We start from the raw sequence: 21952 nt of genomic DNA, 5'->3' as shown, positions 1-21952 counted from the left end.
GGACAGGGATGCGCGCAACCTTCGGTTCAAGTGCGCAGGCAGAAACTCAGGACAGGACCGGCAGGTGAAGCCCGGCCACCAGCAGCACCATAAGGGCGGCCACACCGATCGCATCGGCGGCAAGCGTGTCGTGGTTGCGGCGCGCGGCGGTGATAATCTGGTTCAGCATCGGGTAACTCCTGCTCGGGTGTGTTCCGTTGTTGCCTATTTGTTCTCATATCCTTAACGGCCTGTAAAGAACTTTTTGAGAACATTTGCGAACTTTTAAGAACGTCGGTGTTAACCCACTGAAATCAAACGGATCGCCTGATCCTGTTCCATCAGCCACAACAGGATGCGCGCTGCCCTGCCCCGGTCGCTCTGCAATTCGGGATCGTCGGCCATCAGCTTGCGCGCATCGCTTTGCGCCGTTGCCATCAGCGCGGCCTGCCGTTCCAGATCGGCCACGCGGAACCGTGGCAAACCGGACTGCGCCGTGCCGATCAGATCGCCCGCGCCGCGCATGTCCAGATCGACCTCGGCGATGCGAAACCCGTCTTCGGTGTCGCGCAGCGTGGTCAGGCGCCTTTCACCGCCTTCGGACAAGGGCGGCTGGTACATCAGCAGGCAGGTCGATGCCTGATCGCCCCGCCCGACCCGGCCACGCAACTGGTGCAATTGCGCAAGGCCAAAGATCTCGGCCCTTTCGATTACCATGATCGTGGCATTGGGCACGTTGACGCCGACCTCGATCACCGTGGTAGCGACCAGCACGCTGGTTTCGCCGCGCTGAAACGCGGCCATTGCGGCATCCTTTTCCGCCGGAGGCATCTGCCCATGGACCAGCCCGACCACCCCTTCTCCGAGCGCCGCGCGCAGGCGCTTGAAGCGGTCCTCGGCGGCGGTCAGGTCGACCAGTTCGGATTCGTCGACCAGCGGGCAGACCCAATATGCCTGCCGCCCTTCGGCCACGGCCTTGCGCAGGTGGTCGACCACCTCGTCCATGCGGCCGTTCGAAATCAGCGCCGTCTTGATCGGCTTGCGGCCGGGCGGTTTTTTATCCAGCACCGAGACATCCATGTCGCCGTACTGCGCCAAGGCAAGGCTGCGGGGAATCGGCGTTGCCGTCATCACCAGAACGTCCACCGCCTGCCCCTTGCGCCCCAGTTCCAGCCTTTGGCGCACCCCGAACCGGTGCTGTTCGTCCACCACGGCCAGCCGCAGGTCGTGGAATTCGACATCCTTCTGGAACACCGCATGCGTGCCAACCAGAACGTGAATGTCGCCCCGCGCCAGCGCCGCCAGCTTGGCCTTTCGCTCGGCGCCCTTGTCGCGGCCTGTCAGGATTTCCAGAACGACGCCCGCGTCTTCGGCCATCGGCCGCAACCCTTCGAGGTGCTGACGCGCCAGGATTTCGGTGGGTGCCATCATCACGCCCTGCCCGCCCGCCTCGACCGCGATCAGCAGCGCCATGAAGGCGACCAGCGTCTTGCCCGCCCCCACATCGCCCTGCAAAAGCCGGTTCATCCGCAGCGGGTTCGCCATGTCGTCGGCGATTTCGCCGACGGCACGGGTCTGTGCACCGGTGGGCGCATAGGGCAAGGCGGTCAGGACACGGGCCTGCAACGCACCGGTGCCCTTGGTCTGCCGCCCCTTGGCGCGGCGCAGCTTGGATCGGGCCAGCGCCAGCGTCAGTTGATGGGCCATCAACTCGTCATAGGCCAGCCGTTCGCGCGCCGGCGCGGTGGCGGCCAGGTCGGCCAGCGTTTGCGGCGCGTGGGCCGCCGCGATGGCCGCGTGCCAGTCGGGCCACCCGGCCTGCCTTTTCTGTTCTGGGTCGATCCATTCGGGCAGGTCGGGGACACGGCTCAACGCGCCCTGCACCGCCTTGGTCATCTGCTTGAGGCTCACACCGTGCGTCAGGGGATAGACCGGTTCGAAAGCCGGGATGTCGGCCGCCTCATCCACCGTGACCACATGATCGGGATGCACCATCTGCGCGATGCCGTCGAACAGCTCGACCCGGCCGGACACGACGCGGCGCTGCCCGGTCGGCAGCAGCTTTTGCAGGTAATCGCCGCGCGCGTGAAAGAACACGAGCTGAAAGCTGGTTTTCGCATCCTCGACCGTTACGCGATAGGCCCCGCCCTTGCGGGCCGGGGCGCGGTGCTGGCCCACCATGACCTCGACGGTCAGCACCTGCGGCAGGTCCGCGCCCAGCACGCTGTCGCGGCGGCGGCGGTCGATGCCGGTATGCGGCAGCGTCAGGATCAGGTCGCGTGGGCGTGTGATTTCAAGATGTTCCAGCAGCCCCGCGGTCTTGGGCCCCACGCCCGGCAGCGTGTCGATCCCGGCGAAAAGCGGGAAAAGTTGCTCGGGCCGGCCGCTCATGCGTCGCCGATCAGCGCAAGCCAGCCGTCTTCGTCGATCGTCTCGACGCCCAGTTCGGCGGCCTTTTTCGCCTTGGAGCCGGCCCCTGGCCCCGCCACCAGCAGGTCGGTCCGCGCAGATACGCTGCCCGACACCTTGGCGCCGAGGGCCTCGGCGCGGGCCTTGGCCTCGGCCCGCGTCATCTTTTCCAGCGTTCCGGTAAAGACGACGATCTTGCCGGCCACGGGGCTGCCGCTGGTGTCGGGACGAGCGGCTTCTTCGACGGTCAGGTGGGCGACGAGCCGGTCGATGCTGTCGCGCTCGTGTTCCTGCGCGAAGGCGGTGACAAGTGCGCGTGCCATCACCTCGCCCACGCCATCGATGCCCAGCAGGCGGTCCCATTCCGGGCCCTCGAACGGGCGTGCGGCATCCATCGCGGCGGTGAATTCGTCCCACGCGCCGTAGAACCGCGCCAGCATGTTGCTGGCCGCCTCGCCTACGTGGCGGATGCCGAGCGCGAACAGCAGGCGGCCAAACGGGATGCGCCGCTTTTCGTCGATGGCGCGAAACAGGTTCTGCGCCGATTTCTCGCCCCAGCCTTCGCGGTTCTTGAGTTGCTGCAACCCGCTGCCATAGCGCTCTTCCAGCGTGAAGATGTCCGCAGGCTCGCGAATCCATCCGTCGCGGTAGAACTGTTCGACCTGCTTTGCGCCCAGCCCTTCGATGTCAAAAGCCGCGCGGCTGACGAAATGTTTCAGCTTTTCAACGGCCTGCGCCGGGCAGATCAGCCCGCCGGTGCAGCGGCGCACGGCGTCGCCCTCTTCGCGGATAGCGGCCGAGCCGCATTCGGGGCACTCGGTCGGGAACGCATAGGGCGCGGCCCCGTCCGGGCGCTTGGACAGGTCGACATCGGCGATCTTGGGGATCACGTCGCCCGCGCGGTAGACCTGCACCCAGTCGCCGACGCGGATGTCCTTGCCGTCGCGGATCGGGTTGCCGCGCGCGTCGCGCCCGGCGATGTAATCCTCGTTATGAAGGGTGGCGTTGCTGACCACCACGCCGCCCACGGTGACCGGCGTCAGCCGCGCAACGGGGCTGAGCGCGCCGGTGCGCCCGACCTGGATGTCGATCGCTTCCAGCCGCGTCCAGGCCAGTTCGGCGGGAAACTTATGCGCGATCGCCCAGCGGGGCGTGGTCGAGCGAAAGCCAAGACGCGCCTGCAGGCCCAGATCGTCGACCTTGTAGACGACGCCGTCGATATCATAGCCCAGCGTCGCGCGTTGCTGTTCGATCTGCGCGTAATGCGCCAGCAGGTCGGCCAGGTCGGTACAGCGTTCCGTCAGCGGATTTGTGGAAAATCCCAGGCCGGCCAGCCGCGCGATGGCCCCCATCTGGGTGTCGGCCAGCGGTGCGGACAACTCGCCCCAGCTATAGGCGAAAAAACGCAGCGGGCGGGACCGGGTGATTTCCGGATCAAGCTGGCGCAGCGATCCCGCGGCGGCATTGCGGGGGTTGGCGAATGTCTTGGCCCCGCGGTCTGCCTGGCGGGCGTTCAGCGCTTCGAAATCGACATGGCTCATATAGACCTCGCCGCGCACTTCGAGAATCTCGGGCGCGCCGTCCAGGGTCTGCGGGATGTCATCAATCGTACGCGCGTTGTCGGTCACGTTTTCGCCCACGGCCCCGTCGCCACGGGTGGCCGCGCTGACCAGGCGGCCATGTTCATAGCGCAGCGACAGGCTCAACCCGTCGATCTTGGGTTCTGCCGTGTAGGCAAGATCGGAATCGGCGGACAGGCCCAGATACTTGCGGACCGAGGCATCGAATTCAGCGACGTCCTCGTCGTCGAAGGCGTTCCCGAGGCTCATCATGCGCACGGCATGGGTGATCTTGCCAAAGCCCTCGGCCGGGGCCGCGCCGACCTGTTCGGTGGGGCTGTCATCGCGTTTCAGGTCGGGAAACCGCGTTTCGATGTCCTGGTTGCGGGCCTTCAGCCGGTCGTATTCGGCATCCGAAATCTCGGGGGCATCGTCCTGGTGATATGCCCTGTTCGCCGCGTCCAGGATCGACGCAAGCCGGCTCAGCTCGGCCTCGGCCTGGGCCAGGGTCAGCTTTTCTACGGGTGTTTCTTTCGTCATGGATGCGCCCCCATCACCACAGCCCAAGTGATAGGGGCGCGACCGCCCGAGGTCCAGCCCGTGAGTGGTGGTGGATCAGGCCCCTATTGCGATCTGCCGGCCATCTTCGGCCGGGTCGGTCGCCGGTTGCGGATCGCGCAGGACATAGCCGCGTCCCCAGACGGTTTCGATATAGCTGTCGCCGCCGGTTGCCTGGCTCAGTTTCTTGCGCAGCTTGCAGATGAAGACGTCGATGATCTTCAGTTCGGGTTCGTCCATCCCGCCGTAAAGGTGGTTGAGGAACATTTCCTTGGTCAGCGTCGTGCCCTTGCGCAGCGAAAGCAGTTCCAGCATCTGGTATTCCTTGCCGGTCAGGTGCACCGTCTGCCCGTCGACATCCACGGTCTTGGCATCAAGGTTCACGTTCACCTTGCCGGTGCGGATCACCGATTGCGAATGACCCTTGGACCGGCGGATAATGGCGTGGATACGCGCCACCAGCTCGTCACGGTGGAACGGCTTGGTCAGGTAATCGTCCGCGCCGAACCCGAAGCCTTTGATCTTGCTGTCCGTGTCGTCCGCCCCGCTGAGAATGAGAATGGGCGTTTCGACCCGCGCAAGACGCAGCTGGCGAAGAACCTCGTGCCCGGTTATGTCGGGCAGGCCCAGGTCCAGAAGGATCAGGTCGTAATCGTAAAGCTTGGCAAGATCGACCCCTTCTTCGCCAAGGTCGGTCGTATAGACGTTAAGGTTGGCATGGGTCAGCATCAGTTCGATGCTTTTCGAAGTCGTCGGATCATCTTCAACCAGCAGCACGCGCATCTTGTTCTCTCCGTTAATCGGCCCTCTTCGGAAATCAAACGTGAACAAAAATAGTTAACCACACGTTACCCGATGCCATGACCATATATTACTCGCCTTTAGGTTGTCTATATTTTTGCACTGCGGTGGCCTTGAGCGCGTCGAATCCGTGAAACCGGATCGCATCTAGCCAGCCGGCGAATTCCTCGTCGCTCAGCCCGTAACGCTCCAGTGCCTCCGCCTGCGTGATCAGACCGTAAAGAACCCCGCGCACCACGGCCGCCTTGCGGGCAGCCACCCAGCGCCGCGTGTCCGCCGGCGGCAGATCCGCGCGGGTCATGACCGAGCCATCGGGCAGCGTGACCGCCCTGGGCCCTTCCACCTTCTTGAGATACATGTCAGCCGTCCCTTTTCAAACGCGCGGCCAGAGTGAACGGACAGGGTTTAACGCGGCGTGAAACCGGGGCTTGAGACTGTCTTGGATTTTCCTATATTCTCGCCGACTTCGGAAACGCACGAAAAAGGGACGCCGCCATGGCCCTCGACACCGACACGCCACTGAACTCGCTGGGCTTTGCCAAGCCTCCGGCGGAAACCCGCGTGGTCGTCGCCATGTCGGGCGGCGTCGACAGCTCGGTCGTGGCCGCGCAACTGGCCGAAGAAGGCTATGACGTGGTGGGCGTGACGCTGCAGCTTTACGATCACGGCGCGGCGCTGGCCAAGAAAGGCGCCTGCTGCGCGGGCATCGACATCCATGACGCGCGCCGTGTGGCCGAAGAGATGGGATTTCCGCACTACGTGCTGGACTATGAAAACATCTTCAAGGACGCGGTGATCGACGAATTCGCCGACAGCTACCTTGCCGGTGCGACGCCCGTGCCCTGCATCCGCTGCAACGAACGGGTGAAGTTCAAGGACCTGCTGGAAACCGCCCGCGATCTGGAGGCCGACTGCATGGCCACCGGCCATTACATCCAGCGCAAGATGGGTGCCAACGGGCCGGAATTGCACTGCGCGGCGGATGCGAACCGCGATCAGAGCTATTTTCTGTTCTCCACGACGCCCGAACAGCTCAGCTATCTGCGGTTTCCGCTGGGCCACCTGCCCTCCAAGGCGGCAACGCGAGAACTGGCGGCGAAATACGGGCTGGCGGTTGCGGACAAACCCGACAGCCAGGACATCTGCTTCGTGCCTAATGGCGATTATGCCAGCGTGATCGAAAAGCTGCGCCCCGGGGCCGCGGAACCGGGCGAGATCGTGCATGCCGACGGCCGGGTTCTGGGCACGCATGAGGGCGTCATTCATTACACCATCGGCCAGCGCCGCGGGCTTGGGATCGGCGGGCTGTCCGAGCCGCTTTACGTTGTGAAACTGGATGTGGACACGCGCCGCGTGATCGTCGGCCCGAAAGAGATGCTGGCCACGCGGATCGTGCCGGTACGCGAAATCAACTGGTTGGGCGACGCGCCGTTCGACAGCCGCCCGGAATGGCATGTGTCGGTCAAGGTCCGCTCGACCCGCCCCCCGCGCGAAGCGATCATCCGCCCGACCTCGGCCACCACCGCCGATGTCGAGCTGCTGACGCCCGAGGAAGGCGTCAGTCCCGGCCAGGCCTGCGTGTTTTACGAAAGCGACGGCAGCCGCATCCTGGGCGGCGGCTGGATCTGGAAGGGGTGACGGTCAGGCACCGCCCTGTGGGCGGTGCCGGCGGTTGATCAGCACCAGTCCGATCGCGACCATCACCAACGCGGCGACGGTGTTCCAGCCGACCTCTTCGCCCAAGAGCGCCCAGCCGAAGAACACGCTCAGCACCGGGGACAGAAAGCTGAAACTGGCAACGCCAGACGCCGGGTAGACCGACATGAGGAAGAACCAGAACATGTAGCCGAGGCTGGCGACCACGACCACCTGGTACAGCAGTGCCCAATAATGCACCGGCTGGGGATCGCGCAGGAACGGCCCGAAGAAGAACGCCGCCGCGATCAGCATGATGGACGACACGATCAGCTGCCACATCAGCTGCATTTCGGGGCGTTGCTCGGCCACGGGGGTAAGCCGCACGGTCAGCGCGATACCTGCCCAGCCGGCCGCCGCCGCCAGGGCCGCGACATCGCCCATGATGGACGCCTCGCCGCCCTTGCGGACCGACAGGACCAGCGCAACGCCGCCCATCGCCATAACCAGCCCCGCCGCACGCCGCAGCGTGAGCCGTTCGCCCGGCAGCACGAAATGCGCCACCGCCGCCAGCATCATCGGCATCGTGTAGAACAGGATTGACGCGCGCGACACCGTGGTGTTGTCGAGCGCCCAGAACAGGCAGACGAATTCGAACCCGAACAGCGCCCCGAGAAGAAAGCCCGACGCCCAGTAGCGGCGGCTGAAATCCACCGAAACGCCGCGCACCCGCATCCACAGGATGAGAACGACCAAAGCACCGAGGGATCTGAGACCGGCCATGAACACGGGCTGAAACCCGCCTGTACCCACCTTGATGACCACCTGGTTGAAGGCCAGCACACAGGCAAAGCCGACCAACGACACGACACCGAAAAGGTCGATATGATCCTTGCGTTCCATCGCGGGCACTCAGACGGGAAAGCCCGCCCGCCGTCAAGAACCCTTAACGTTTGAAGCGTCGAAAGAACCGCGGATTTCTCTGCACGAAATCGTCGATCAACCGGCTCAGCCCGCCGCGCGACTGCCATTTCAGATAGGCCCATCCCGATCCCGCACCGATCAGCGCGCCGCCGGTATCGACGATCAGGTCGCCCATCGTGTCCATCAGCCCCGATTTCTGCATGTTGAGCCCGAATGCCTGGTCCATCGCGAATTCGAAAATCTCCCACATCGCCCCGATCGCCAGCGCGAAACAGAACGCGAAGAACGCAATCGCCAGCGGCGGCGCGGCATAGCGGTCGCCCTGGAACATCATGAACACCAGGATGAACCCGATAAGCCCGAAGCCGACGGCACTGCCGCCATGCATCGCGATATCCCACCACCAGAAGCGTTCGTAGAAATCGAACACCTCGCCCAGGAACAGCGTGCCCCCGACGAACATGGTGATGGCGGCCACGAAACTCGGCGGCACGAATATCTCGGCCCACCGCCCGACATAGACGGGCGCCAGCGACAGCAGCAGCGTCGCCAGCGACACGAAGGCCAGCGGCCAGTTGCCCACGAAAAGCGCATCGAGCAGAAAAAACACCAGCAGGGCCCAGATCGCCTTGGCCACCCATGTCTGATCTGCGAACATCGCGTCGTCCTTTCGCTTGCCGATGATCCCGATATATGTGTGCAAAGCCGCTCAGACTAGCCACTTACAACCTGCAGAAATGCGTCGGGCTCGATCTGCGCCGCCGTCCCGACCGGTCTTTGCAGGTGATCGGAGCGACCGGCGCGGATGTCGTCGTGCTGCAGGAGGCCGACAAACGCCTGCCTCCGCGCCCCGCCGCCCTGCCCGCCCACATGGCCGAAGACGCCGGCTGGCGGGTGGTCGATCTGGGGGAACCCGGCGGCTCGATCGGCTGGCACGGCAACGCCATGCTGATCGCACCGAATGTGGCGGTCATACGGACCGCGCGGTTCGATCTTCCGGGGCTGGAGCCACGCGGCGCGATCCGGGTCGAACTGGACACCGCCATTGGGCCCCTGCGGGTGATGGGGGTGCATCTGGGGCTGGTCAAACGGTACCGTCTGCTGCAACTCGCCGCGATCACCCGCACCCTGCGCACACTGCCCGACATGCCGACCGTGGTCGCAGGCGATTTCAACGACTGGGGCAAGGGCTGGGATCTCGATGCGCAGGTGCCGGGTCTGCGCTTTGTTGCGCCTGCACCGAGTTTTCCCAGCCCCCGCCCCGTCGCCGCGCTGGACCGGTTCCTGATCTCGGACGAGCTGCGCGCGCTGTCGGGGGGTGTGCATGTCCGGCGTCCTGCGCGCATCGCCTCGGATCACCTGCCGGTCTGGGTCGATCTTGCGCGCGCCTGAAACCCCGTGCACCCTGCGCCCCGAACAAAGGAGCCCGCGATGACCGCGTATCTTGTCTACGATGTGTTCACCGACACGCCGTTCGGCGGCAACCAACTGGCGGTGATCCCGGATGCGACCGCCCTGCCCGAAGCGGACCTGCAGCGCATCGCGGCCGAGTTCAATTTTTCCGAGGTGACATTCGTCTATCCACCCGCCGATGCGACCCATACCGCCCGGGTCAAGATTTTCACGCCGACGATGGAAATACCGTTCGCCGGGCACCCGACAATTGGCACCGCCGTCGCGCTGGCCGATCTGGGGCGGGGCCCGGACATGGTTCTGGAACTGGGCGTGGGCCCGATCCGCGCCCATGCGGCGGGTGGCATGGCGCGCTTCACGACCGAGGCCGCGCTGGAACGGCTGGCCGATCCCGATCCGGCGCTGGTGGCCCGCGCGCTGGGCCTTGAGCCGGGGCAGATACGCACCGAAACGCATGCCCCGGTCATGGCGACGCTTGGCCTGCCCTTCACCATAACCGAGCTTGCCGACCGTGCTGCGCTGTCCGCGATACGCACCGATATCGCGGCCTTCCGCGAAGGCAACGACCGCTATCCCGGCGCGCTGGACTTTGCGCAGCTGGCCTATGTTCGGGATGGCGACCGTATCGACGCGCGGATGTTCGCCCCGCTCGACAACATCCCCGAAGACCCGGCCACCGGCAGTGCGGCGGCAACGCTTGCGGCGCTGCTGGCGCAGGTGCTGGGACGTGACCTCGCGCTCGATTACCGGCAGGGCGACGACATGGGCCGCCCCAGCCGCATCCTCCTGCAAACGGACGGTCCGCGTGTCACGGTATCTGGCCGCGCACTGCGGGTGATGGAGGGCCGGCTGGTCTATCCGCGCGGGTGATTTGGCGCGCCTGGTGACGTGTGTCGCCGGGTTTTCCCATGACACAAACACGCGCACCGTGCATGATCGGGGGACAACCAAAGGGGGACTTGCCGTCATGAGCTTGATGAAAACACTGGCCAAAGTGGCCGTTGGTGTTGCCGTCGCCAAGGGGGCCAGCGCCATGATGCAGCGCCGTGCTGACGGCGGCCAGGATGCCGGCGGCGGGTTGTTCGGACAGCTTCAACATCAGATGCAGAAACAACCGGACGCCATGCAAAGCCGCGCCGGAATCGAAGATTTGCTGGGTGGCCTGCTGGGTGGCGGCGCCGCAAGCGGCGGTCTTGGCGGCCTTCTTGAGCAGCTCGGCGACGGCGGAGCGCTGGGCGCACGTGGCGGCGGCATCGACGACCTGCTGGGCGGTCTGGCCGGCGCGGGGGCCGCGGGCGGGATTGGCGGGCTCTTGGGCGGTATGCTGTCGGCCGGGGCGCCCTCGACCTCACGGGGCGGGTTTGGCGACGTGTTGAACCAGGCGATCGCCCGCCAGGATGAACCGGACGAACAACCGACGACAGAACAGGAACTGGCCGCGGGCCTGATGCTGCGCGCCATGATCCAGGCCGCGAAATGCGATGGCAATCTCGATGACGGGGAACAGGCGCGGCTGCTGGAAAAGCTCGGCGATGTCTCGCCCGAGGAACAGGCCTTCGTGAAGGCCGAATTGCAGGCGCCGGTGGATGCGGCGGGTCTCGCCGGCCAGGTTCCACAGGGGCTCGAACCGCAGATTTACGCCATGTCGGTCATGGCGATCGACCTCGACAGCCAGGCCGAGGCGCGTTACCTGCACCAATTCGCGCAGGCACTGGGGCTCCAGCCGCAGACCGTGAACCATATCCATGACCAGTTGGGGGTGCCGACCCTCTATACCTGATGGGCCTGTTCAGGCGCGCAAAGCCGCGCTATGGAGCGCGTCATGGCGCGGCTGATCCTGTTCAACAAACCCTTCGACGTGTTGTCCCAGTTCACCGACCGGGGCAGCGCGGACAGTCCGCGCGCGACGCTTTCGAATTTCATCGACCTGCTCGGCGTCTATCCCGCCGGCCGCCTGGACCGCGACAGCGAGGGCCTGTTGCTGCTGACCGATGACGGCAAGCTTCAGGCGCGGATCAGCCACCCGAAGAACAAGATGCCCAAGACTTACTGGGCACAAGTCGAAGGTGTGCCCGACGACACCGCCCTGGCGGCCCTGCGCAAGGGCGTGACGCTGAAGGACGGCCCGACCCGTCCGGCCAAGGTCGCACGGATCAAAGAGCCGCCGGGCCTGTGGCCGCGCAACCCGCCGATCCGTTTCCGCAAATCCGTGCCCGACGCCTGGATCGAGCTAACCATCACCGAAGGCCGCAACCGCCAGGTGCGGCGGATGACGGCTGCCGTTGGTCACCCCACGTTGCGATTGATCCGGGCACGGATCGGACGCTGGTCGCTGGACGGGCTACAACCGGGCGACTGGCGCGAGGTCGATCCGAACGCCTGAACCGCGCGATTACCGGGTGAAACCGCGCGGTTTCACTCGGCCCGGGACAGGTCCGCCTCCATCCCCGCCCGCGCCCGCAGCAGCGCAGATACCGGCGCCAAAGCCACGCGCCCTGCCCGGTCGGCCAGCCCCCAGAGGATCAGCGCCGAAACCGTCTCGGGCCGTGCACGTCCCACCATCACCACGCTGGCCGGTTCCTGTGCCGCCTTGAAGGCCGCCTGATCCAGGAACCGCCGGATCACGTTGGCATCCTGCCCGTTGGCGTCGAAATCGCGAAACAGCGTCACCGCGGGCACGCCTTCCTTTTCGGCCAGCTTGCGCGCGGTATCGAGCCCCTTGGGATACATCACCAGCCCATGTCCGCTGTCGCGCAGGTAAGCCGCCGCCTGGTCGGAAATCGCGCGGTTCGATTGCAGCCCGCTGCCGTCGCCCTCCATGACCGCGACCACATCGGGCAGCGCGGTCAGGGCGGCGGCAAGATTGACCTCGACATCGGTGGCTTGCGCCGCCTCGGGAATGTCGACCAGCGCCAACACCTCGAACCCGGCGGCGCGATACCGGGCCGCGGCTTCTGCCGCTCCGTCCTGCAACGGATCGATGGCAAAGCTGACGGGATAGGGAAAGGTGCTGAGAGCCTCGACGGCGCTGGAAAAGTCGCCGCGATCAATCAGCACGATCGACATCAGCGGCTTGCCCTCTGGGTTCTGGAATGCGGCGGCATGCGCGATGATGGGCGGGGCGTCTGCAGGTATCTCGGCGGCTTCCGCTTCTTCCGCCTGGTCGCCCGCGTCGTCCTGCTGATCGGCGGCAACGGATGGCAGGCGCGAGGAAACCCGCGAATCCGCCCGTTCGAAAAGCGTGGTCGCAGGCGTTCCGACGCTGGGCCGGTCCGTTGCGTCCTCTTCGGGCGCGGGCTCGGTAGTTTCGGCCGTATCTGGCGCGGCATCGGCGCTTGGTGCTGGTTCCGGCGCAGGCGTTGCGACCGGTGCGGGCGCCGGGGCGGCGGGCTCGGACGGGTCCGTGGCCGCGATCCGATCCTGTGCCGGCACCTCTTGGGCGGGCGGCTGCATGGCGGGCGCGGTATCTTCGACAACCGGGGCCGCGTCGGTATCCGCCCCTGATTGCCCGGCGGTTTCCTGCGGCGCTTCCTGCGGCGCCTCTTCCTGCCGGGTCTGCTGCACGGGGTCCGCCGCCGGTTCAGGAGCGGCAGGGCTTGCCGGCGTGTCGACGCTGTCCTCGGCCATTGGCGCCACGGGCAAAGCGGCCTGTGCGCTGGGCAGGACAGGCGCGTCGGTCACGACCTCGACGCGCCCACGTTGGCCCTGCGCGGGCGGCGTTGAAAGCGTATCTTCGGGCGCGCCGGTCTGTGGCTGGGCGGCCGGGTCGGTATCCGCGCCCTGCATCGGCGCCAGCGTGTCGGGTTCGGGCGCGGCCACGACGGGCGGCGCGCCCGGCTCGGGCTGCGGCAGCGGTGCGGGGACCGCCGCTTCGCGGTCTTCGCGGCGTTCCTGGAACTCGGACCCCGGCGTGACCTCGACCGATGCGGTTTCGGGCTGTGGCGGCACAGGAGGTCCGATGACGGCCGTGATGGCGACGGCAGCGATGACCGACACCACCCCGCCAAAAAGTATCCCACCCAAGAATCCGCGCGCCATCTGCCTGCTCCTGTTTGCCGATCTTTGCCCCGGCCCGGTCCTGCCTGCCCGTTGTTTGGGGTATTGCGTGCCTTTTGGTGGCATTGCTTGACCTTGCCACGCAAGCCTGAACAAGTATACCGCGACCGATACCGGGGGCTCTACCCCCGAAAATGCGAAAAGACCGGGCTGATGCTTCTTCTCATCGATAACTACGACAGCTTTACCTACAACCTCGTCCATTACCTGGGCGAGCTTGGCGCCGATGTCGAGGTGCACCGCAATGACGCGCTGGACGTGCAGCAGGCGATGGCGCTGAAGCCTGCGGGCATATTGCTGTCGCCGGGGCCCTGCGATCCCGACCAGGCGGGCATCTGCCTGTCCCTGACGCAAGCGGCCGCGGAAACCGGCACACCGCTGCTGGGTGTATGCCTGGGCCACCAGACGATCGGGCAGGCCTTTGGCGGCAAGGTCGTGCGCTGCCACGAGATCGTGCATGGCAAGATGGGCGTGATGCACCACACCGGCAGCGGCCTGTTCGCCGGGCTGCCCAGCCCGTTCGAGGCCACGCGCTATCACTCGCTGGTGGTCGAACGGGACAGCCTGCCCGACTGCCTGGAAGTGACGGCCGAGTTGGAGGATGGCACGATCATGGGCCTGCAGCACCGCACGCTGCCGATCCACGGTGTGCAGTTCCACCCCGAATCCATCGCGTCCGAACACGGGCATGCCCTTCTCAAGAATTTCCTCGACATGATGAAGGTGCCGGCATGAGCGACACACTCAAACCCCTGATCGCCGCCGCCTGCGAACGCCCGCTGACGCGCGACGAGGCCGAAGAGGCGTTTACCATCCTGTTCGACGGCGAAGCGACGCCCAGCCAGATTGGCGGCTTGCTGATGTCGCTGCGCACGCGCGGCGAAACGGTGGACGAATACGCCGCAGCCGCCGCGGTGATGCGCGCCAAGTGCCACAAGGTGCGCGCGCCCGAGGGGGCAATCGACATCGTCGGCACCGGTGGCGACGGCAAGGGCACTCTGAACATTTCGACCGCGACCGCGTTTGTCGTGGCCGGCGCAGGCGTGCCGGTGGCCAAGCACGGCAACCGCAACCTTTCGTCGAAATCGGGCGCGGCGGATGCCCTGACGCAGATGGGCATCAACGTGATGGTCGGGACGGAAGTTGTTGAAAAGGCGCTGAAATCCTGCGGGATCGCTTTCATGATGGCGCCGATGCACCATCCGGCCATGGCCCATGTCGGCCCGACGCGGGCCGAGCTGGGCACGCGCACAATTTTCAATATCCTGGGGCCGCTGACCAACCCGGCCGGCGTCAAGCGCCAGCTGACCGGCGCGTTCTCGCGCGAGATGATCCGCCCGATGGCGGAAACGCTGGGCCGGCTGGGCAGCGAACACGCCTGGCTGGTGCACGGCAGTGACGGCACCGACGAGATGTCGATCAGCGGCATAAGCTGGGTCGCCGCGCTGGAACGCGACGGCACGATCCGCGAGGTTGAGCTTCACCCCGAGGATTTCGGCCTGCCTGTCCACCCGTTCGAAGCGATCCTGGGCGGCGCGCCCGAAGACAACGCCCGCGCCTTCCGCGCGCTGCTGGACGGGGCCGACGGCGCGTATCGCGATGCGGTTCTGCTGAACGCTTCGGCGGCACTGGTCGTGGCCGACGCCGCGCCGGATCTGAAAACCGGCGTCGAGATCGCACGCGAAAGCATCGACAGCGGCGCTGCAAGGGCCAAGATCGCCCAACTTGCCAAGGCCACGCAGACCGGAGGCTGACCATCGGGGGCGTTCAACACCCGGATGCCGCTTTCCCTTGTCCACACGCTTGGGTATGAGTGAGTCATGACAGATACCATTCTAGACAAGATCAAGGCCTACAAACTGGAAGAGGTGGCCGCCGCAAAGGCGGAAAAGCCGCTCGAAGCGATTGAGGCCGACGCCGCCGCCGCCGACCCGGTGCGCCCGTTTTCCGACGCGCTGTTCCAGGGCAGCCGAACCGGCTATGGCCTGATTGCGGAAATCAAGAAGGCCAGCCCGTCAAAGGGGCTGATCCGCGAAGATTTCGACCCCGAGGCGCTGGCCGCGGCCTATGCCGATGGCGGCGCCACCTGCCTGAGCGTGCTGACCGACACGCCCAGTTTCCAGGGCGCCAAGGAGTACCTGGTGCAAGCCCGCGCCGCCTGCAACCTGCCGGTGCTGCGCAAGGATTTCATGTACGATCCCTACCAGGTGGCCGAGGCCCGCGCGCTGGGTGCGGATTGCATCCTGATCATCATGGCAAGCGTCAGCGACGACCAGGCCGCCGAGCTGGAAGATGCCGCCGACCGCTGGGGGATGGATGCGCTGATCGAGGTGCATGACGATGTGGAACTGGAACGCGCAAGCGCGTTGAAATCCCGGATGATCGGGATCAACAACCGCAATCTCAAGACCTTCGAGACCTCTCTCGATACCACGCGGCGGCTGGCGCGCATGGTGCCGCCCGACCGTCTGATCGTGTCGGAATCGGGTCTCAACACGCCCGAAGACCTGGCCGATATCGCCCGCTATGGCGCGCGCTGCTTCCTGATCGGGGAAAGCCTGATGCGCAAGCAGGACGTGGCACAGGCCACGCGCGATCTGCTGGCGAACCCGCTGACCGCCGGGCCGTTCTGATGGCGGGGCTGACGCATTTCGACGGCAAGGGCGATGCCCATATGGTCGATGTGTCCGATAAGGCCGTGACCGCGCGCGTCGCCACGGCAGAAGGCCATGTAAAGATGGCGCCGCAAACCTTTGATATCATTTCGGAAGGGCGCGCCAAGAAGGGCGATGTCCTGGCCGTCGCCAGGCTGGCGGGCATCATGGGCGCGAAAAAGACGCCCGAGTTGATCCCGCTGTGCCATCCTCTGCCGGTGACCAAGGTGGCGGTCGAACTGACGCTCGATCCCGACCTGCCCGGCGTGCGGATCGAGGCCACGGTCAAGACCACCGGGCAGACCGGTGTCGAAATGGAAGCGCTGACCGCCGTCAGCACCGCGGCCTTGACCGTCTATGACATGGCCAAGGCCGTGGACAAGGCGATGGAGATCGGCGGCATCCGCGTGACGCTCAAGGATGGCGGCAAATCCGGCCGCTACGAGGCGGAATGATCACCGTAAACGAGGCTTTGGACCACCTTTTCGCGCTGGCCCCAGCGATGCCGCGCGAGACTGTGCCGCTGTTGCAGGCGCGCGGGCGCGTGATGATCGAGGATGCCGTTGCCCGGCGCAGCCAGCCGCCTTTTGCCGCGTCGGCCATGGACGGCTATGGCGTGGCAGCAGGCGCGGCCCAGCCCGGTCAGAGTTTCGACGTGATCGGCGAGGCCTCTGCCGGCCACGGGTTCGCCGGCGTGGTCGGCCCCGCTCAGTCGGTGCGCATCTTTACCGGCGCCCCCGTGCCCGAGGGTGTGGGGCATGTCGTGTTGCAAGAGGATTGCAGCCGCGACGGCGCCCGCTTGACGATCACCGGCACCCCCGGTGAGGGAACGAACATCCGGCCCGCGGGTGGCGATTTCCACGAAGGTGACAGGCTGGGCGCACCGCGGCGCCTGACACCGGCGGACCTTGCGCTGCTCGCCTCGATGAACGTGGCCGAAGTGCCGGTGTCACGAAAACCCGTCGTCGCGCTGATATCCACGGGGGACGAATTGGTGATGCCGGGAGAAACCCCGGGCCCCGACCAGATCATCGCATCGAACACGTTCGGCCTGCACGCCCTGATCGAAGAGGCCGGCGCCACCGCCCGCCTGCTGCCTATCGCCAGCGACAACGCGGCTTCGCTGGCGACGGCGTTCGAGCTGGCGCAAGGTGCGGATGTGGTGGTGACGATCGGCGGCGCATCGGTAGGCGATCATGATATCGTGGCACGCGTGGCCGAGGAAATCGGGATGGAGCGCGCCTTCTACAAGATCGCGATGCGCCCGGGCAAACCGCTGATGGCGGGACGTTTGGGCGAGGCTGTCATGATCGGCCTGCCCGGCAATCCGGTCTCGGCCATGGTCTGCGGACACCTGTTCCTGTTGCCCGTGCTGCGCGCGATGATGGGCCTGCCCGCCAGCCCTGCCCCGCGTATCAACGCCGTTCTGGGCGCGGATGTCGGTGCCAACGGCCCGCGCGAGCATTACATGCGCGCGCGTCTGTCCGGCGGCGTCGTCACCCCTTTCGACCGGCAGGACAGCTCTTTTCTGTCGATCCTGTCCGACGCCAACGCGCTGCTGGTGCGCCCCATAAGCGACGGACCGCGCAAATCCGGCGAAACGGTCGAGGTCGTGCCGCTTTCGCGTGAGAGTTGACACAAACCGTGAACATGCGTAGAACAAAACAAAACGCATGCTAGCGGAGGGCAACCGCCAATGTTGACGAAAAAGCAGCTCGACCTGTTGGAATTCATCCATAAACGTGTGCAGCGCGATGGCGTTCCACCCAGCTTCGACGAAATGAAGGAGGCGCTGGACCTGCGGTCGAAATCGGGCATTCACCGGCTGATCACCGCGCTGGAAGAACGCGGTTTCATCCGCCGCCTGGCCCATCGGGCGCGCGCGATCGAGGTCGTCAAGCTGCCCGAGGCATTGGGCGGCAAGGCCGACACCCCGCACCTGAGCGTGATCGACGGCGACCGTCCCGACAGCCGCCCACCCGCGGCGCGCGACATCGAAGCCGTGCATGCACTGGAATTGCCGGTGATGGGGCGCATCGCGGCCGGTGTGCCGATCGAAGCCATCGCCGAAGTGTCGCACCACGTTGCCGTTCCGGGGGCGATGGTGTCGGGCAAGGGCGAGCATTACGCGCTGGAGGTCAAGGGAGACTCGATGATCGAGGCCGGGATCAACAGCGGCGATATCGTGATCATCCGCGAAACATCCGTCGCCGATAACGGCGATATCGTCGTGGCCCTGGTCGAAGACCAGGAAGCGACGTTGAAGCGGTTCTACCGCCGCGGCGCGTCGATCGCGCTCGAGGCCGCGAACCCCGCTTATGAAACGCGGGTCTTGCCGTCGGACATGGTCAAGGTACAGGGCAAGCTTGTCGGCCTGATCCGCACTTACTGATCCCCGGCGGGCGCCGCATGCGCGGCACCGCCATTCCAAAGCCGCGCGCCGGATGTCTCGCGCGCGGTGACGATCCGGGGGCCGTCGGGGCCCGGCCAGATCGCAAGTGACCCGCTTTTTCGCAGCCGCTGCGGATCGTAGATTTCGCAAGACCGGGCCGCAGGGTCGGGTACGTTCGTCACAAGCCAGTCGCCCGCCGCGCAGTTTGCCGTCAGAACCGCGCGCTTTCCCTTGGCGACATGAAGGCGCACGCCCTGCCCCAGATCCACGCTGCCCGGCCAGCCCCAAGGCGGCGCTTTTCTGATCGGTCGGGCGCCCATCGTTTTCCAGCCAGACCGTGGCGACGAACCCGGCACCGCGGTCGGCACTCAACACGCGGCCCTTGTCGGTCATGACGCCCACAAGCGCGCCGTTGTCCGCAATCAGGATCGGCGGCCTGTCCGCCTCCGTCCACAGGACCGCCGCCACGGCCACCGGCGCAAAGCCAAGCCACCGCAACCGCCCCTGCCACAGCACGACAAGAAGCCCGCCCAACGCCATGAGCGGCAGCACTTCCGGTCCGGGCGCGACGACCCCACCGGTGGCACCGGGCAGAGCGGCCGCGTGATGCGCCACGTTCAGCACCCAGCCAAGCCCCAGCCCCATGACCCACAACGCCCCGCCTTCCAGCCCCAGCGGCATCAGCACCCCCGCCAGCACCGCGGCCGGCATCACGACGATCCCCATGAGAGGAACCGACAAAAGGTTCGCGGGCAGCCCGTAATGGGCCATCTGGTTGAAATGGGCAGCCCCGACCGGCGCGGTCGCCGCACCTGCCACGGCCGAGGAAATCACCACTGCCAGCACAGGCTGCACCCATTTCGGCGCGCGGTTCCAGCCCAAGTCCCGCATCATAGAAAACACGGCGACCAGTGCTGTCGTTGCGGCAAAGCTCATCTGGAAACCGGGGCTGAGAAGCGCCTCTGGCCGCAGGAACAGGACGATCACCGCCGCGACCGCGACCGCCCGCAACGACAGCGCGCGGCGGTTCAGGATGACCGCAACCAGCATTACGGCGATCATGACAAAGGCGCGCTCGGTCGCGACGTTGCCGCCCGACAGGGCCAGATAGCCCGCGGCGACAGGCAGGGCGAGCGCCGCGGCCAACTGCTTGGCCGGCACGCGCAGGCCGAGCACCGGTACGGCGGCAAATCCCAGGCGGAACGCCGCGAAGACGAACCCCGCCAGCAGCCCCATATGCAGCCCGGAGATCGCCAGCAAATGCGCCAGGTTTGAATCGCGCAGGGCCTGCAATGTCGTCTGGCTGATGCCCGAACGGTCGCCGGTCATGATCGCGGCGGCGAAAGCCCCCCTTTCGCCGGGCAGCGCGGCCTGGACGCGTTGCGAAATGGCGTGCCGTGCGGACGCAATCCACGCGCCCTGCCGGTCTTGTGCCGCCAGAACGACCGGTGTCCGGGTATAACCGACTGCGCCAAGCCGCAGAAACCACGCGTGGCGCTGGAAATCGAAGCCGCCCGGCTCGACCGGGCCTGCGGGTGGGCCAAGATGCGCCGTCATCATGACCCGGTATCCAGGGTCCAGCGGGGCGAAACCCTGCTCGCCATGCAGCGATATGCGTACACGATCCGGCGTGCGATGCGGCGGGACATCCGCCAGCACGACATGATCGAGCACGACCCGGATCGCATCGGAAGCGGAGCGGTCGATGCCGACGATGCGCCCTTCGACGGGGCCGTAATAGCGGAACTCCAGCACCGGCGCGGCCACCCAATGCGCCCGAGCGCCCGCCAGAACGCCGCCCGCCGGGATCAGCGCGCAAAGCCACAGCACCGGCCCAAGCGCGACGCCGGCCCGTCCGGCCAACACGCCGGGGACTAGCGCCGGGATGGCGGCGATCAGGTAATGCATGGGCCCCGGCTCCCACCGGAGTGCGAAGTACCCGCCGATCCCACAGGCCAGACAAACCGGCACCCATGGGAACAAATGCCCGCGCTGCGCCGCGATCATCGCCCCGAGCGCGTTCCACATGCGCATCCCTTGCCCCCCGCTTTGAGCATCGGTAGACAGGCGCCAACGCTATCTCCAACATCCTTACCGAAAGGTTAACCGCAGCCATGACCGACCCTGTCGTCACCCGTTTCGCGCCCTCGCCCACGGGCTATCTGCATATCGGCGGAGCGCGCACGGCGCTGTTCAACTGGCTTTATGCGCGCGGACGGGGCGGCAAGTTCCTGTTGCGCATCGAGGATACCGACCGCGAAAGATCGACCCCCGAGGCGACGGCGGCGATCCTGAAAGGCATGGAGTGGCTTGGCCTGGATCACGATGGCGACGTGGTCAGCCAGGCGGCCGGCGCAGAGCGCCATGCCGAGGTGGCACATCAGTTGCTGGCCGAGGGCAAGGCTTACAAGTGTTTTTCCACCCAGGAGGAAATCCAGGCCTTCCGCGAGGCCGCACGGGCCGAGGGCAAATCCACGCTGTTCCGGTCGCCCTGGCGCGATGCGGACCCGGCCACCCATCCCGACGCGCCCTACGCCATCCGCATCAAGGCGCCCCAGGACGGCGAAACCGTGATCCGTGACAAGGTGCAGGGTGACGTGACGATCCGCAACGATCAGCTGGACGACATGATCCTGCTGCGCAGCGACGGCACGCCGGTCTACATGCTGGCCGTGGTGGTCGACGATCACGACATGGGCGTCACCCATGTGATCCGCGGCGACGACCACCTGAACAACGCCGCGCGCCAGATGCTGATCTATCAGGCGATGGGCTGGGACGTGCCCGTCTGGGCGCATATTCCGCTGATCCACGGGCCGGACGGCAAGAAACTGTCCAAGCGGCATGGCGCGCTGGGTGTCGATGAATACCAGAAGATGGGTTATCCGGCGGCGGGCATGCGCAACTACCTTGCGCGGCTGGGCTGGAGCCATGGCGATGACGAGTTCTTTACGGATGCGCAGGCGCAGGCGTGGTTCGACCTCGACGGTATCGGCAAGAGCCCGGCCCGGTTCGATTTCAAGAAGCTGGAAAACCTTTGTGGTCAGCACATCGCCGCGTCCGACGATGCTGCGCTGCTGCATGAGCTTCAGGCCTTTCTTGCCGCGACGGATCAGCCTGCGTTGAGCGACGCAAGGTCAGACCTGATGGGCAAGGCGATGTACTGCCTGAAAGAGCGCGCCAAGACCTTCCCGGAACTTCTTGAAAAGGCACAATTTGTTCTTGCCGACCGTCCGATCAGGCCGGATGAGAAAGCCGCCGCGCAACTGGATGATGTATCCCGTGGTATACTGAAAGAATTGACGCCGCATCTGCAAAATGCTAGCTGGACGCGAGACGCGCTCGAGGCCGTCGCGAACGAGTTTGCCGAAAGCAAGAATACAAAATTCGGCAAGCTGGCCGGCCCCTTGAGGGCGGCCCTTGCGGGGCGTTCCGCGACACCCAGTGTCTTTGATATGATGTTGGTTCTTGGGCGCGAGGAAACCCTTGCCCGATTGACCGACGCGGCGGGCTGAAACCGATTAACCCGGAATTCAGACGCCCCGGAATAGGACAGCCCGGCGCGCATGCGC

21 protein-coding genes and 1 pseudogene are annotated in these 21952 nt (G+C 65.9%); 12 read left to right on the top strand and 10 right to left on the bottom strand.

Annotated elements, in window-relative coordinates; translation table 11 throughout:
- Window positions 1–46 precede the first annotated feature (46 nt).
- The 5 genes from BLT50_RS19675 to sciP all read right to left on the bottom strand — a co-directional run bounded on the left by BLT50_RS19675 (window position 47) and on the right by sciP (window position 5664).
- Window positions 47–169: a hypothetical protein gene (locus BLT50_RS19675; RefSeq protein WP_281241571.1), complete on the bottom strand. Its 123-nt coding sequence runs from the start codon at window positions 167–169 to the stop codon at window positions 47–49.
- 110 nt (window positions 170–279) lie between these two features.
- Complete coding sequence (gene recG / locus BLT50_RS01255) at window positions 280–2370, bottom strand: ATP-dependent DNA helicase RecG (RefSeq protein ID WP_090025714.1); 2091 nt, start codon at window positions 2368–2370, stop codon at window positions 280–282.
- Window positions 2367–4487, bottom strand: coding sequence for an NAD-dependent DNA ligase LigA (gene ligA / locus BLT50_RS01250; RefSeq protein WP_090025712.1), 2121 nt, complete (start codon window positions 4485–4487; stop codon window positions 2367–2369). The genes recG and ligA overlap by 4 nt, the downstream gene beginning before the upstream one ends.
- 75 nt (window positions 4488–4562) lie before the next feature.
- Window positions 4563–5288 (bottom strand): response regulator transcription factor CtrA, encoded by a 726-nt coding sequence (ctrA, locus tag BLT50_RS01245; protein WP_090025710.1) that lies wholly within the window; start codon window positions 5286–5288, stop codon window positions 4563–4565.
- A gap of 88 nt (window positions 5289–5376) precedes the next feature.
- The gene (gene sciP / locus BLT50_RS01240; protein WP_090025708.1) at window positions 5377–5664 is read right to left on the bottom strand and encodes a CtrA inhibitor SciP; all 288 of its coding nucleotides are present in this window, start codon (window positions 5662–5664) and stop codon (window positions 5377–5379) included.
- Between the two features lie 137 nt (window positions 5665–5801).
- On the opposite strand from sciP, the gene mnmA reads away from it, so the two are divergent.
- Complete coding sequence (mnmA, locus tag BLT50_RS01235; protein WP_090025706.1) at window positions 5802–6944, top strand: tRNA 2-thiouridine(34) synthase MnmA; 1143 nt, start codon at window positions 5802–5804, stop codon at window positions 6942–6944.
- Between the two features lie 3 nt (window positions 6945–6947).
- Here mnmA and BLT50_RS01230 read toward each other — a convergent pair whose 3' ends face one another.
- Together BLT50_RS01230 and BLT50_RS01225 are read right to left on the bottom strand one after the other, a co-directional pair.
- A complete protein-coding gene (locus BLT50_RS01230) occupies window positions 6948–7844 on the bottom strand; it encodes a DMT family transporter (RefSeq protein WP_090025703.1) in 897 nt (298 codons plus the stop codon).
- 43 nt (window positions 7845–7887) lie between these two features.
- Window positions 7888–8523, bottom strand: a complete 636-nt coding sequence (locus BLT50_RS01225; RefSeq protein ID WP_090025700.1) for a DUF2238 domain-containing protein — start codon at window positions 8521–8523, stop codon at window positions 7888–7890.
- Window positions 8524–8558: 35 nt separating this feature from the next.
- Between BLT50_RS01225 and BLT50_RS01220 the strand changes: the two genes are divergently transcribed.
- The 4 genes from BLT50_RS01220 (at window position 8559) to BLT50_RS01205 (ending at window position 11661) form a co-directional block, all read left to right on the top strand.
- Window positions 8559–9257: an endonuclease/exonuclease/phosphatase family protein gene (locus tag BLT50_RS01220; RefSeq protein WP_090025698.1), complete on the top strand. Its 699-nt coding sequence runs from the start codon at window positions 8559–8561 to the stop codon at window positions 9255–9257.
- 39 nt (window positions 9258–9296) lie between these two features.
- Window positions 9297–10148 (top strand): PhzF family phenazine biosynthesis protein, encoded by an 852-nt coding sequence (locus tag BLT50_RS01215; RefSeq protein WP_090025696.1) that lies wholly within the window; start codon window positions 9297–9299, stop codon window positions 10146–10148.
- A 97-nt stretch (window positions 10149–10245) separates the two neighbouring features.
- Window positions 10246–11058, top strand: a complete 813-nt coding sequence (locus BLT50_RS01210; protein ID WP_090026965.1) for a tellurite resistance TerB family protein — start codon at window positions 10246–10248, stop codon at window positions 11056–11058.
- A 42-nt stretch (window positions 11059–11100) separates the two neighbouring features.
- The gene (locus BLT50_RS01205; protein ID WP_090025694.1) at window positions 11101–11661 is read left to right on the top strand and encodes an rRNA large subunit pseudouridine synthase E; all 561 of its coding nucleotides are present in this window, start codon (window positions 11101–11103) and stop codon (window positions 11659–11661) included.
- A gap of 32 nt (window positions 11662–11693) precedes the next feature.
- On the opposite strand, the gene BLT50_RS01200 is transcribed toward BLT50_RS01205, so the two are convergent.
- Complete coding sequence (locus BLT50_RS01200; RefSeq protein WP_175491363.1) at window positions 11694–13316, bottom strand: divergent polysaccharide deacetylase family protein; 1623 nt, start codon at window positions 13314–13316, stop codon at window positions 11694–11696.
- A 171-nt stretch (window positions 13317–13487) separates the two neighbouring features.
- Here BLT50_RS01200 and BLT50_RS01195 point away from each other — a divergent pair, with 171 nt between their 5' ends.
- From BLT50_RS01195 to lexA, 6 genes are all read left to right on the top strand, one after another.
- The gene (locus tag BLT50_RS01195) at window positions 13488–14069 is read left to right on the top strand and encodes an anthranilate synthase component II (protein ID WP_090025690.1); all 582 of its coding nucleotides are present in this window, start codon (window positions 13488–13490) and stop codon (window positions 14067–14069) included.
- The gene (gene trpD / locus BLT50_RS01190) at window positions 14066–15088 is read left to right on the top strand and encodes an anthranilate phosphoribosyltransferase (protein ID WP_090025685.1); all 1023 of its coding nucleotides are present in this window, start codon (window positions 14066–14068) and stop codon (window positions 15086–15088) included. The genes BLT50_RS01195 and trpD overlap by 4 nt, the downstream gene beginning before the upstream one ends.
- 66 nt (window positions 15089–15154) lie before the next feature.
- Window positions 15155–15967: an indole-3-glycerol phosphate synthase TrpC gene (gene trpC / locus BLT50_RS01185; RefSeq protein WP_090025683.1), complete on the top strand. Its 813-nt coding sequence runs from the start codon at window positions 15155–15157 to the stop codon at window positions 15965–15967.
- Window positions 15967–16443 carry a cyclic pyranopterin monophosphate synthase MoaC gene (gene moaC / locus BLT50_RS01180; RefSeq protein WP_090025681.1) on the top strand — a complete coding sequence of 159 codons (477 nt, stop codon included), beginning with the start codon at window positions 15967–15969 and terminating at the stop codon, window positions 16441–16443. The genes trpC and moaC overlap by 1 nt, the downstream gene beginning before the upstream one ends.
- Window positions 16440–17624, top strand: coding sequence for a molybdopterin molybdotransferase MoeA (locus tag BLT50_RS01175; RefSeq protein ID WP_090025679.1), 1185 nt, complete (start codon window positions 16440–16442; stop codon window positions 17622–17624). The genes moaC and BLT50_RS01175 overlap by 4 nt, the downstream gene beginning before the upstream one ends.
- 60 nt (window positions 17625–17684) lie before the next feature.
- A complete protein-coding gene (lexA, locus tag BLT50_RS01170; protein WP_090025677.1) occupies window positions 17685–18380 on the top strand; it encodes a transcriptional repressor LexA in 696 nt (231 codons plus the stop codon).
- Here the strand turns inward: lexA and BLT50_RS19760 are convergent.
- Both BLT50_RS19760 and BLT50_RS01165 read right to left on the bottom strand, forming a co-directional pair.
- Entirely contained in the window at window positions 18374–18700 is a 327-nt protein-coding gene (locus tag BLT50_RS19760; protein ID WP_425433921.1) for a hypothetical protein, read from the bottom strand. The genes lexA and BLT50_RS19760 overlap by 7 nt on opposite strands.
- A 241-nt stretch (window positions 18701–18941) precedes the next feature.
- Window positions 18942–20288: pseudogene (locus BLT50_RS01165) on the bottom strand (ComEC/Rec2 family competence protein); the annotation flags it as partial.
- Window positions 20289–20494: 206 nt separating this feature from the next.
- Between BLT50_RS01165 and gltX the strand changes: the two are divergent.
- A complete protein-coding gene (gltX, locus tag BLT50_RS01160; protein WP_090025675.1) occupies window positions 20495–21895 on the top strand; it encodes a glutamate--tRNA ligase in 1401 nt (466 codons plus the stop codon).
- Window positions 21896–21952 lie beyond the last annotated feature (57 nt).

Source organism: Lutimaribacter saemankumensis, assembly GCF_900100005.1.
GTDB classification, from domain to species: Bacteria; Pseudomonadota; Alphaproteobacteria; order Rhodobacterales; family Rhodobacteraceae; genus Lutimaribacter; species Lutimaribacter saemankumensis.
Note: the sequence above shows the minus strand (reverse complement) of the source record. Positions and strands in the feature narration are given on the sequence as shown.

Excerpts from the sequence above, each read along its gene's own strand:
- BLT50_RS19675 (WP_281241571.1), bottom strand. The coding sequence starts at position 169 with ATGCTGAACCAGATTATCACCGCCGCGCGCCGCAACCACGACACGCTT.
- recG (WP_090025714.1), bottom strand. The coding sequence starts at position 2,370 with ATGAGCGGCCGGCCCGAGCAACTTTTCCCGCTTTTCGCCGGGATCGAC.
- ligA (WP_090025712.1), bottom strand. The coding sequence starts at position 4,487 with ATGACGAAAGAAACACCCGTAGAAAAGCTGACCCTGGCCCAGGCCGAG.
- ctrA (WP_090025710.1), bottom strand. The coding sequence starts at position 5,288 with ATGCGCGTGCTGCTGGTTGAAGATGATCCGACGACTTCGAAAAGCATC.
- sciP (WP_090025708.1), bottom strand. The coding sequence starts at position 5,664 with ATGTATCTCAAGAAGGTGGAAGGGCCCAGGGCGGTCACGCTGCCCGAT.
- mnmA (WP_090025706.1), top strand. The coding sequence starts at position 5,802 with ATGGCCCTCGACACCGACACGCCACTGAACTCGCTGGGCTTTGCCAAG.
- BLT50_RS01230 (WP_090025703.1), bottom strand. The coding sequence starts at position 7,844 with ATGGAACGCAAGGATCATATCGACCTTTTCGGTGTCGTGTCGTTGGTC.
- BLT50_RS01225 (WP_090025700.1), bottom strand. The coding sequence starts at position 8,523 with ATGTTCGCAGATCAGACATGGGTGGCCAAGGCGATCTGGGCCCTGCTG.
- BLT50_RS01220 (WP_090025698.1), top strand. The coding sequence starts at position 8,559 with ATGTGTGCAAAGCCGCTCAGACTAGCCACTTACAACCTGCAGAAATGC.
- BLT50_RS01215 (WP_090025696.1), top strand. The coding sequence starts at position 9,297 with ATGACCGCGTATCTTGTCTACGATGTGTTCACCGACACGCCGTTCGGC.
- BLT50_RS01210 (WP_090026965.1), top strand. The coding sequence starts at position 10,246 with ATGAGCTTGATGAAAACACTGGCCAAAGTGGCCGTTGGTGTTGCCGTC.
- BLT50_RS01205 (WP_090025694.1), top strand. The coding sequence starts at position 11,101 with ATGGCGCGGCTGATCCTGTTCAACAAACCCTTCGACGTGTTGTCCCAG.
- BLT50_RS01200 (WP_175491363.1), bottom strand. The coding sequence starts at position 13,316 with ATGGCGCGCGGATTCTTGGGTGGGATACTTTTTGGCGGGGTGGTGTCG.
- BLT50_RS01195 (WP_090025690.1), top strand. The coding sequence starts at position 13,488 with ATGCTTCTTCTCATCGATAACTACGACAGCTTTACCTACAACCTCGTC.
- trpD (WP_090025685.1), top strand. The coding sequence starts at position 14,066 with ATGAGCGACACACTCAAACCCCTGATCGCCGCCGCCTGCGAACGCCCG.
- trpC (WP_090025683.1), top strand. The coding sequence starts at position 15,155 with ATGACAGATACCATTCTAGACAAGATCAAGGCCTACAAACTGGAAGAG.
- moaC (WP_090025681.1), top strand. The coding sequence starts at position 15,967 with ATGGCGGGGCTGACGCATTTCGACGGCAAGGGCGATGCCCATATGGTC.
- BLT50_RS01175 (WP_090025679.1), top strand. The coding sequence starts at position 16,440 with ATGATCACCGTAAACGAGGCTTTGGACCACCTTTTCGCGCTGGCCCCA.
- lexA (WP_090025677.1), top strand. The coding sequence starts at position 17,685 with ATGTTGACGAAAAAGCAGCTCGACCTGTTGGAATTCATCCATAAACGT.
- BLT50_RS19760 (WP_425433921.1), bottom strand. The coding sequence starts at position 18,700 with ATGGGCGCCCGACCGATCAGAAAAGCGCCGCCTTGGGGCTGGCCGGGC.
- gltX (WP_090025675.1), top strand. The coding sequence starts at position 20,495 with ATGACCGACCCTGTCGTCACCCGTTTCGCGCCCTCGCCCACGGGCTAT.